At 68.6% G+C, this 10,058-nt stretch carries 9 protein-coding genes; 4 read left to right on the forward strand and 5 right to left on the reverse strand.

What is annotated here, in order from left to right:
- Positions 1-14 precede the first annotated feature (14 nt).
- The 4 genes from FMQ63_RS12150 to FMQ63_RS38365 form a co-directional block, all read right to left on the reverse strand.
- Positions 15-1,520, reverse strand: coding sequence for an SDR family oxidoreductase (locus FMQ63_RS12150; RefSeq protein ID WP_011553494.1), 1,506 nt, complete (start codon positions 1,518-1,520; stop codon positions 15-17).
- 134 nt (positions 1,521-1,654) lie between these two features.
- Positions 1,655-2,770 (reverse strand): Gfo/Idh/MocA family protein, encoded by a 1,116-nt coding sequence (locus FMQ63_RS12155; RefSeq protein WP_171452205.1) that lies wholly within the window; start codon positions 2,768-2,770, stop codon positions 1,655-1,657.
- A gap of 113 nt (positions 2,771-2,883) precedes the next feature.
- A complete protein-coding gene (locus tag FMQ63_RS12160; protein WP_026114007.1) occupies positions 2,884-3,375 on the reverse strand; it encodes a GFA family protein in 492 nt (163 codons plus the stop codon).
- Between the two features lie 29 nt (positions 3,376-3,404).
- Positions 3,405-3,530 (reverse strand): hypothetical protein, encoded by a 126-nt coding sequence (locus tag FMQ63_RS38365; RefSeq protein ID WP_255509240.1) that lies wholly within the window; start codon positions 3,528-3,530, stop codon positions 3,405-3,407.
- A 106-nt stretch (positions 3,531-3,636) separates the two neighbouring features.
- Here FMQ63_RS38365 and FMQ63_RS12165 point away from each other — a divergent pair, with 106 nt between their 5' ends.
- From FMQ63_RS12165 to FMQ63_RS12175, 3 genes are read left to right on the forward strand one after another with little or no spacing between them, the layout of a single operon-like run.
- The gene (locus tag FMQ63_RS12165) at positions 3,637-4,236 is read left to right on the forward strand and encodes a hypothetical protein (RefSeq protein WP_216608501.1); all 600 of its coding nucleotides are present in this window, start codon (positions 3,637-3,639) and stop codon (positions 4,234-4,236) included.
- Positions 4,233-5,534 carry a radical SAM protein gene (locus FMQ63_RS12170; protein WP_020478320.1) on the forward strand — a complete coding sequence of 434 codons (1,302 nt, stop codon included), beginning with the start codon at positions 4,233-4,235 and terminating at the stop codon, positions 5,532-5,534. The genes FMQ63_RS12165 and FMQ63_RS12170 overlap by 4 nt, the downstream gene beginning before the upstream one ends.
- On the forward strand, positions 5,525-6,574 hold the full coding sequence (locus tag FMQ63_RS12175) for an SUMF1/EgtB/PvdO family nonheme iron enzyme (protein WP_011553488.1): 1,050 nt from the start codon (positions 5,525-5,527) through the stop codon (positions 6,572-6,574). Before FMQ63_RS12170 ends, FMQ63_RS12175 begins: the two co-directional genes overlap by 10 nt.
- A 22-nt stretch (positions 6,575-6,596) precedes the next feature.
- Here the strand turns inward: FMQ63_RS12175 and FMQ63_RS12180 are convergent, their stop codons facing one another.
- Complete coding sequence (locus tag FMQ63_RS12180) at positions 6,597-7,463, reverse strand: 2-oxo acid dehydrogenase subunit E2 (RefSeq protein ID WP_011553487.1); 867 nt, start codon at positions 7,461-7,463, stop codon at positions 6,597-6,599.
- A 234-nt stretch (positions 7,464-7,697) separates the two neighbouring features.
- Here FMQ63_RS12180 and FMQ63_RS12185 point away from each other — a divergent pair, with 234 nt between their 5' ends.
- Entirely contained in the window at positions 7,698-9,911 is a 2,214-nt protein-coding gene (locus FMQ63_RS12185) for a methyl-accepting chemotaxis protein (protein WP_011553486.1), read from the forward strand.
- The last annotated feature ends 147 nt before the right edge of the window (positions 9,912-10,058 follow it).

The following is a 10,058-nucleotide window of genomic DNA, read 5'->3' on the forward strand; positions in this document are numbered from 1 at the left end:
CTCCGGTACGACGTTCAGGAATCGAGCGCGAGGAGCGCTCGCAGGTCGTGCTCACTGCGGTGAGACCCGCGCTGCGCCTCGGAACGCCGTGCCTCCGACGCGCCCGGCAGCAGCCCGTCCACCGTGCCGGAGAGCCCCGCATCCACCACCCAGATGGCGCCGTTTACCCGGCGCGTCTTGGGCCCCAGGAGGAGCTCGGTGACGTCGGCGACATCCTCGGCAGTGCAGATTTCCCCGCCCGGCGTCGCCGACTCCCAGCGCGCGACCCGGCTCGCGGCGTCGGGGAACATGCGCAGCAGCTCGCCATGCACCGGTCCCGCGGACACGCAGTTGGTCCGGATGCCATCCGGTGCCAGCTCCGCGGCCAGGTAGCGTGTCAAGGACTCCACCCCGGCCTTCACCACGCCCTGACAGCCGAGGTCGTGCATGTACCGCTGGGACATGGAGGTGGACATCGTCACGATGCTTCCGCCGCCACGCCGGGCCATCAGGGGCCGCGCGCGCATGGCGCACTCATAGGTCCCCGTGATGCAGGTGCGGAACGCCTTGTCCCAGTCGCGCGGAGTAATCCGGTCGAACGGTCCGATGAGGCCGTTGGACGCGTTGCACACCAGGAAGTCCAACCCGCCGAACTGCGCCTCGATGCTGGCGAACATCCGGTCCAGGTGCTCTTCCTGCGCGACTGAGCCCCAGGCGTGGAACGCCTTCCCTCCTGCGTCAACAATCTCCTGAACCGTCCGCTCTCCTTCGTCACGGGAGTGGAACGAGTTCACCACCACCGTCGCCCCCGAGCCGGCCAGGCGAGCCGCGATGACCTTGCCAATCCCCTTCCCAGAGCCCGTAACGAACGCGACCTTCCCCGCGAAGGGCAGCACGGCTGGCGGCGGCGACTGACGCGGCGCTCGGTCCTCGCGCACGGGCGCCGCGACCGCCAGCCGAGCGCGCGCCATCTCACAGATAGAGGAAATCGTCCGCAGCCGCTGCGAAGGCTGCGGAGCATCGGTCAGGCCCAGCTCCTTGATGAGCACGGCCATCACCTCGGCCTGCTTGACCGAGTCGATGCCCAGCTCGTCCTCCAGGTCCGCCTCCGGCGTCAAGAGCTCTTCCGGATAGCGCGTCACCCGAGCGAAGACGGCACGGACCCGCGCCTCCAGGTCCTTCACCGGTGAGCCCGCTGACGACACCTGGAGTACGGGAGCCGCGACAGGCGCCGGTGGAGGCGTCGCGACGGCGGCGGGCTGCGTGTCCGCGAGCAGCCGCGCCACCACGTCCGCCATCGCACCCAACGTACGCGCCTGAGCGCCCCGTGGCAGCCGCTCGGACGGAATGTTGAACTCGCGCCCGACCACGGCGGCGATCTCCGCCAGCTTGACGGAGTCAATGCCGAGCTCGTCCTCGAGCTGCGCGTCCGCCGTCAGGATGTCCACGGGGTACCGCGTGACGTCAGCGGCACAACGGCGAATCCGCTGGAGAACGTGCTCGACCGCGTAGGTGCCCTGATGAGATGCGTGCGTTGTCATTGCCGACCCCTGGTTTCCCGGTTCGCGGCAATGAATGCATCAAGGGTCTGACACGACTTGCGGAGGCGGATGTCGCCGCACATTCAGCGCACGAAGAAGCTCGCGCGCGGGAAATATTTCCAGTGGACGCAAGTTCATCCTTGCACTGGCGCGGGCGCGTTCACTGGCGCTGGCGGCCTGGCCGCGGGGCGGACGATGAGCTGGTCCAGGGACGGCCGCCGCTTCATCGGGAATGCTTCCAGCTTCACCGGGCGCCCCGTCCTCGCGGACTCCTGCATCGCGGTGATGACGCGCACGTCCGCGAGCCCTTCCCGGCCGGACGGCCCGGGCTCCTGGTCCTCCAGCACGCACTTCGAGAAGTAGAGCAGCTCCGGCGCGAACTGGTCGTGCGTCGCGAAGACGCGCTCCTCCGTCTTGCCCTCCAGCGTGAGGACATGCTTGCGCTCCTTCTCGTAGCCAAACGCGGACTCGACGAGCAGGTCGCCCTTCTCCCCCACCACCCGGTAGCTGGAGACCGCCGATGCGGCGTGGCTGATGCCGAACTGCGCGATGCGCCCATTCGAGAAGCGCATCAACGCGAAGGCCGTGGCGTCCACGCCCTTGAAGCGAGGGTCCTGCTCCTCGTTGGTGTAGCAGAACACCTCGGTGGGCTCGTCACGGAAGAGGTAGCGCGCCGCGTTGATGGGGTACGGCCCTTCGTCGAGCAGCGCGCCTCCGCCCACGTCCACGCGCGTCCGGATGTCCCCGGTCCGCACCTGCTGCGTCAGCAGCGCCGACATCATCAGCGGCTCACCCAGGCGCCCCGAACGCAGCAGGTCAATGGCCCGCAGGTTCGCCTCCTCGAAGTGGAGCCGGTAGGCGATCATCAGCTTGACGTGATTCTCGTCCGTGACGCGAATCATCGCCTCACAGTCCTCCACCGAGGTCGCCATGGGCTTCTCGCAGAGGACGTGCACACCCGCGCGAGCGGCCCGCTCGGTGAAGGCGCGATGCTGGGTGTTGGGCAGCGCGATGTACACCGCGTCCACGTCCGCGTCGCGCAGCACCTGCTCAAGGTCGTCGTAGCTCGCGGTGTGGCGCACGCCGTACATCTTCCCCAGCACGTCGCGCTTCTCCGCGTCGGAGGAAAAGAGCGCCACCAACTCCGAGTTCTCAAGGGCGTGCTGGAAGGCCGGAAGTACAGCCACCTGCGCGATATTCCCCGCCCCCACCACCGCATACCGGATTCGCCGCGAGCTGCCCTGTGCCATCGATTGCCTCCGCGTATGAGAGACACGCTGGGCCCCCGAGGCACCCGCCACAACCCGCGCTCCGGGCAACGTCGTGCCGCCCGTCCGGACAGCAGGCGGCCCCCCGAGCCGCCTCAGCCCACTTCCGCGTCGTGGCGCTGATGCCACTCCGCGATGGACTCCTTCGGGTAGCGCTGGAACTTCTTGTCCTTCTTGCCCGCATGGACGGGCACCCAGTCAGGCTTGAACTCGAGCATGATGTGGACCAGCTCGGGCGCCTCGGGAAGCGGCGTGTCGATGGCCGACGCGAACGGATGGATGAGCTCTGGCCACCTCGGGTCATACAGCCACAGCGCGGAGCCGCAGCGGCCACAGAAGTGGCGCTGACCCTTGCTCTGGTGCGCCTTCGCGTCCTCCGGGTTCTGGATGCGCGCCCGGTACACCTTGACGTGCTGCCGGCCGCGCACCTTGAGCGAGCGCGCGTCCCCCGACAGGTTGATGGCGAAGCCTCCGCCTCCTTGCGTCTTGCGGCACACGGAGCAGTAGCACCGCATGAAGGGAGACGGGTGGTGCGTCTCCACGCTGAACCGCACGCCGCGACAGTGGCAGGAGCCTTCGAGCTTCATCACAGGTCCTTGGAGAGAATGAGCACGCGCTACGGCCCCAAGGTATTCAGCGCGCCGCTGGCCGGCATGCCGTCCTTGGCGTTCCACCGGCCGCCCACGTCGAAGCACTGGGCGTTGCCGAAGTCACCGGAGCAGCCCTGCCATACGTGGCGCAATTTTCCTCCGATGTCCGACATTTGACCCGATACGCTCCAGGAATACCGTGAATGCTCGGCTCCTACGCGGTTCGCGGAGGTGCGTGGCGCGCGGTACAACGCCGGCATGTCGAACTCGGACGACTTCCGCCTCAATGCGTTGGCGCGCTACCGCAAGAGGTCGAGCCAGCTCGCGCTGGAGATCCACAGCCATTGCGAGGTGCCCGCGGGCTGTGGCGGTGTGGTGCTTCGCTGGCGAAGGCCCGGTGCGTCCATCGGTCTGTCGCTGTCCTCCTACCTGAATGGCGTCCCGGACGGCGGCCTGTTCCTCGATGGGAATCCCCTCGTGGAGCAACGGGTGCTCGTCACCCCGGGTGCGCACATCCTGTCATTTGAAGTGAACCGTCCCGGAGACAGGGGCTTCGTCCTGATGGAGGCCCGGCTGGATCCGGAGATCGCCAGCGCGGTCCACCCGAAACTGGCATCCGCTCCGGATGGCCGATGGAAGGCCACGACACGGCCACCTCCCGAAGGCTGGCGCCTACCGGACTTCGCCGACGCGGGCTTCGCGCCGTTGGTGCAACGGCCCGTTCCCGAACCGAAGACGAACGAGCGCTGGCGGTGGCAGATGCTCAAGGACGACGCCACGGGCCTGGGCCTGGCCTCGAGCGCCACGAAGGCCTGGGTGCGGTGGTCCTTCCACGTGGACGACGAGGGCTTCAAATGAGCCGCCCTTCCCTGGTCCTCATTCCTCAGCACTTCGGCGCCCTCCTCTTCGACCGGCGCTCCTCTCGCTACATGCCGTTCGATGCCCCCGCGGCGGCCGTGCTCACCCGGCTCACCGAGCACACCGCGGACGACGTCATCGGTGATGCGGAGGCTGGCGACCGGGACGCCGTCATCGGGCTCATCCAGCACCTGTCGACGAAGGGCTACCTCCGGATGGATGGCCGGCTCGCGGCGGCCCGCATCGACCGGGCGCCCCCACCCGACCACCTGCTGGGCCCGCTCGCCGTCCACCTGGAGGTCATTGGCGCGTGCAACCTCACGTGCACGCACTGCTTCGCGGGGGAGCTGCCGCGCAATCAGTCCCCGCTCTCCGTGAAGGAGATGGACGCGCTCTTCGCGCAGCTCGCCGGATTGGGCAGCTTCCGGCTGGGACTCACCGGCGGTGAGCCGCTGATGCGCAAGGACCTGCTGGACATCCTCGACGCGGCGACGGGCCACGGCCTCCATCCCTGCATCACCACCAACGCGCTGCTCATCGACGAACGGTGGGCGCGTGAGCTCGGCAAGCGCGAGCTGGTGTGGCTGAACGTGTCGCTGGAAGGCGCCCAGGCGGGGACGAACGATGCCGTGCGGGGCGCTGGCGTCTTCGACCGGGTGATGGAGAAGCTCGCGCTACTCGGCCAGCATGCGCGCTTCACCCTCGCCTTCACGCTGACGCGCGACAACGTGGCGGAAGTCGAGGCCTGCGTCGAACTGGCCCGGCGGGTGGGCGCGCACACCGCCGTCTTCCGCCCGCTGTACCCCGTCGGCACCGCCACCCGGCACCCAGAGCTGATGCCCACGTTCGACGGCTACGTGGACGCACTCGCGCGGCTGGAGCGCGTCGAAGCCGACTCGGACCTCTTCGCGTTGGACCCCTTCAGTCCTTCGGCGCGCGAGGAGCTGCGCGGCGTCGTGACGGAGGGCCCGGGCTGCGGAGCCGCGAACACGGTGGCCTCCGTCTCCGTCCAGGGCAACGTGAATCCGTGCAGCTTCCTGGGCCGGGCCTTCGAGTCCGGCAACATCCGAACGCGCCCCTTCGAGGACATCTGGCGTGACGGGCAGTCCTTCCAGCGCCTCCGGGCGAAGCAGACGGGAGACCGCTTCACCGGGGGCTGCCGCGCGCGTGCGCAGTTCTACAATGGCTCCGCGTTCGCGGAGGACCCTTGGCAAGCCCAGTCCCTGGGAGCTGCCACGGAGTCACATCCACTGCCCGTGCTCGGCGCGGAGCGGGGACAGGGGGGCGCATGTCGGTAATCCAAGCCGCGCTGGGGAAAGCCCGGGTCCAGCGTGCCAGTGGGGACCTGGAAGGCGCCGCCGCGACGCTGGATGCGGTGGCCTGGCAGGCACGCGAGGACGTCCTGCCGATGCTCCAGGACGTGTTGGAGCAGCTCACCGTCATCGAGAACGGCTTCGTGTTCCGCTATGTCCCCGCGGGCACATTCATCATGGGCAGCGACGACGGCGAACCCGACGAGCGCCCCGCCCACGCGGTGACGTTGTCCGCGTTCTGGATGAGCGACACATCGCTGTCATGGAGCGCCTTCGCTCGCCTCCTGGATTGGCCCGAACCGCCCGAGTTCCCCACGGACGAACAACTCGACGGATTCACCGACAGCTTCGCGTACTTCAACGACTCGAAGATTCGCCTGCAGTACTGCGAGAACGACACCCTGCAGGCCAGTGACTGGCACGCCCACGCCATCCACACGCGATGGGAAACCGGCGACGGCGTCATCAAGACCTCACAGGAATTGTTCGGCACGCCAGCGCGCGCGGGCGAGGGCCCGCTGCGCTATGACCAGAAGCCCATGGTCGCGGTCGCCCCTTCGCTCGCGGAACAGTTCGCGCGGCGCTTGAGCACGCCTTCCGTCACCTATCGCCTGCCCACCGAAGCCGAATGGGAGCGCGCGGCGCGGGGCTGCTTCCGTGGCGCGGCGTACCCATGGGGGAACGAACCTCCAGACGCGAGCCGCGCGGACTTCGACCGCTTCAACGACTTCTCGCTCCGCCCCATGCGCGCCTTCCCGCCCAACGACTACGGCCTCTTCGGCATGGCGGGCGGCGTGAGCCAGTGGTGCCAGGACCACTACGACGCCGAGTACTACCGGCACTCGCCGAAGACGTCCCCCGTCTGCGTGCTGGGCGAGGACATCCCCAAGCGCACCCACGTCCTGCGCGGCGGCTCGTGGGCGGACTGCGCGGACGCGCTGCGGGTCAGCTTCCGCTCCGCGAGCGACACCGGGGCGGCGCCCAACATCGGCTTCCGCCTGGTCCGGGTTCCCTCACGGAGGTGAGACCAGCGGCTTGTGAGCCGCCCTACCCCACGGCGGCGACCGGAGCCGCGTCGGCGGTCTCCGGAAGCGCGTCGAAGCTCTCGAACGGGTTCTCCAGCATCTCCCGGAGCGTGTTGGCGAGCACGCCCGCGTGGAACCCGTCGATGAAGCGGTGGTCGAACGTCGCGTTGATGTTCATCACCTTGCCCGGCACCACCTTGCCGTCCTCCACCACGGGCACCTCCTTCACCGCGCCGGGCGCGACGAAGATGGGCACGCGCGTGTACGGCGCCAGCGGAACGTAGGCCGTGTCCAGCCCCAGCGAGCCCACGTTGGTGATGATGGCGGACCCGAAGGCGTCCTTCGGCATGCCGAACCGGCTCATGTCCAGGTTCAGCGTGTACATGAAGAAGGACAGCAACCAGGTGAACGTGTTGAGGAACAGGTAGGGGATCTTCTGGATGGTGCCCTTGCCCTTCTCCAGGGCCACGTCCCGACGCTCGCGGACGCGGCGCACCGCCTCCTCCAGGTCGTTGGCGATCTCCTTCAGGTTCTTCTTGTCCGCGTCCTCGATGCGGGCCGACGTGAGGTCCACCTTTCCGCCGTCCGTCTGGACGACGAGCGTGGACAACGTCACGCGCTGGCGCAGGTAGATGCGGTTGAAGCGGAGGATGGCGTTCGCGTCCGGGCAGCGACGCAGCGCCTCGCCCATGGCCTTGGCCACCAGGTGCGTCACCGTGAGCCGCACGCCCGTGCGCTGACGGAAGGCCTCGATGTAGGCCATCGCCTTGTCCATGCGGACGGTCAGCGTTCCGTAGACGGTGGGGTCGTACGCCGTCTTCCAACTTCCAATCGCAAGCTTGCGAAAGCTCGACAGGTCCCGCTTGGGGATCAACTCCAGATGCGCCATGGCCCCAGTGTCGCCGCTTGGCCCACCCCAAGGGAAGGGTGGGTCCCCCGGCTGATGCCCCCGCCCGCCTCGGACTCAACATGACGCACCGGGTCGCCGTTCAAACCCGATCGGAACATGGTCCGGACGTTGAGGATCATCCGGCTTTCCAGGAACAACCTTGCCGGTGGGCCGCTTCCCCCACGGGCTGCCGGAGCGAGGAATTCACCGGAAGTATAAAATTCGCGGCATTCATTGCCTGCCACGCTCTCTGTGGACGTCAATTCCAAGCAACGCCAATCGATTCTCGGGAGAGGTCGGGAAGACCCATTTACATTCGGTGCCCGGGCGGAAGACCATACGCACTCCATGGCTGGCTTCCGCTTCTGTTCCGCACTCTTGCTGATGTTTGCCCTCACGTCCTCGGCCCACGCGGCCGAGGCGGGACCTCCTGTCAACGTGCTCGACGGGTGGCGCTTCCGATGGGGTGACTCCCCCGTGGGTTCGGATGGCACGCCCCTGTGGGCGAAGGAAACGGGGGATTCGAAGGAGTGGCGGACCACGCCCGCGCTCGCGGCGCCGGAGGGTCGCGGCGACCACAAGTTCATGTGGCTCAGCATCCCCATCCCCGACGGCGGCTGGACGGACCCCGCGCTGTACCTGGGCGAAATCACCCACGCGCTCGAGGTGTACGCGGACGGCCAGCACATCTACACGAGCGGCAAGATCCGGCCGGACAGCTACGAGATTGGCGAGAACCTGTCCTGGCACATCGTGCCCCTGCCGCGCGATGCGCAGGGCAAGCGCGTGCTGCTGCGCATCCAGTCCAGCAATCCCAACATCGGCGTGGCGCAGGCCGCGCAGGTGGGCTCGAAGTATGACCTGCTGGTCTACGTGACGCGCCAGGGCCAGGCGCCCTTCGTCATCTGCTGCCTGCTGCTGGCGGTGGCGCTCGGCGCGGGTGGCGCCTTCGCGCTCCACTGGCGGCGCCGGATGCTGGCGGGCCTGGCGGTCTCCGCGGCCAGCGGCGGCCTGATCCTCCTGGGCCTGAGCGGCATGCCCACGGCGCTGTGGGGCTCGTCCGCCGCCGCCACGCTGGGCACCACGATGGGCATCTTCCTGCTCGTCGCCGGTCTGATGGAGTTCGTCTCGGACGCGCTGCTCGACAACCGGCGCGGCTGGTTCCAGAAGGCGGCCATGGTGTTCTCGCCCGTGGCGGGCGTGTGCGCCCTGGCGACGCTCCTTGACCTGGGCATCGGGCAGCGCATCCTCGTGCCCTTCCTCCCCATGGCGATGGTGGTGCTGCTGGTGGTGCTCTCAGTGGCCATCACCCAGGCGTGGTTGGGCAACCCGGACGCGCGCCTCTTCGTCGGTGGCTTCGCGGGGCTCGTCCTCTCCATCGTCCTCACCATCCTCCCCGTCATCGGCCTGGTGGGCTGGTCGCTGGGCAACGTCACGCACTGGGGCTACGTCGCGTTGACGCTGTCGCTGCTGGGCATCGTCACCCGCCGCTCCATCATGGTGGTGCGCACGCTCGAAGCGCACACCCACCAGTTGGAGGCGCGCGCGCAGGAAGTGCGCAACCTGGCCGAGCGCATGGGCAACGGCGCCGGCGAGCTCGCCACGGTGGTGCAGCAGCTCCGCTCGTCCAGCGACGAGCAGACCGAGGGCGTCAGCCGTCAGGCCGTGGCGCTCCAGGAGGCGGAGCAGACGGTGAAGGAGATCCGCCGCAGCTCGCAGATGACGGCGGAGAAGGCCAGCGCGCTCGCGGCTTCCGCGGAGAGCGCTGAACAGGTGGGCCGCGAGGGAACGGCCGCATTGGAGCGCACGCTGTCGGACCTGGCGGCCATCCGCACCGAGGTCTCCGACATGGCCCGGCGCATCTTCGCGCTCGACGAGCGCACCCGCGAGGTCTCCGGCATCGTGGACTCCGTGAAGGACCTGGCGGACCAGTCCAACATGCTGGCCATCAACGCCGCCATCGAGGCGGCGCGCAGTGGAGAGAGCGGCCGTGGCTTCGGCGTGGTGGCCCGGGAGATGCGCGGCCTGGCGGACCAGTCCATCCAGGCCACGCACCGCATCCGCGAGGTGCTCGACGGCGTCAGCAACAGCATGCGTGAGGCCGCCCGCTCCAGTGAGAAGGGCGACGAGCGCGTGCGGCTGAGCCTCGACGCCGTGCGGACCTCCAGCGCACAGTTCCAGCAGTTGGCCGACATCATCGGCGACACCAGCTCCAGCGTGCGGCAGATCACCGCCGCCGTCAGCGCGCAGGATGCGGGCACCCACCAGATGGCGCAGGCCATCCAGGAGCTGTCCGGGCAGATGCAGCGCACGCTGAAGACGGTGCAGGAGACGCAGGAAGCCACCCGCTCCGTGCAGTCGCTCGCGGAGAGCATGTCCGGCATGGCCAGCCAGACGCTCAAGGCGGAAGGCCTGTCCGTGCCCGCGGCACAGGCGCAGGCGCGCTGATTCCGCGGCCTCCACCTCCGAGCCCGGCGGCCCTCACGGCCACGGCTCGGAGGCTCCGACGGGCGCTGGAAGCTCAGCCCAGCGCCTCCTCCAGGAAGGGCGCGGTCTGGCTGTAGGGCAGGCCCACCACCTCCTCCGGTGGGCCCG

This window comes from Myxococcus sp. CA005, assembly GCF_006518205.1.
GTDB lineage: Bacteria > Myxococcota > Myxococcia > Myxococcales > Myxococcaceae > Myxococcus > Myxococcus xanthus.

Bases quoted from the DNA above. Each gene is read 5' to 3' on its own strand.
- FMQ63_RS12150 (WP_011553494.1), bottom strand. From the start codon at position 1,520: ATGACAACGCACGCATCTCATCAGGGCACCTACGCGGTCGAGCACGTT.
- FMQ63_RS12155 (WP_171452205.1), bottom strand. From the start codon at position 2,770: ATGGCACAGGGCAGCTCGCGGCGAATCCGGTATGCGGTGGTGGGGGCG.
- FMQ63_RS12160 (WP_026114007.1), bottom strand. From the start codon at position 3,375: ATGAAGCTCGAAGGCTCCTGCCACTGTCGCGGCGTGCGGTTCAGCGTG.
- FMQ63_RS12165 (WP_216608501.1), top strand. From the start codon at position 3,637: ATGTCGAACTCGGACGACTTCCGCCTCAATGCGTTGGCGCGCTACCGC.
- FMQ63_RS12170 (WP_020478320.1), top strand. From the start codon at position 4,233: ATGAGCCGCCCTTCCCTGGTCCTCATTCCTCAGCACTTCGGCGCCCTC.
- FMQ63_RS12175 (WP_011553488.1), top strand. From the start codon at position 5,525: ATGTCGGTAATCCAAGCCGCGCTGGGGAAAGCCCGGGTCCAGCGTGCC.
- FMQ63_RS12180 (WP_011553487.1), bottom strand. From the start codon at position 7,463: ATGGCGCATCTGGAGTTGATCCCCAAGCGGGACCTGTCGAGCTTTCGC.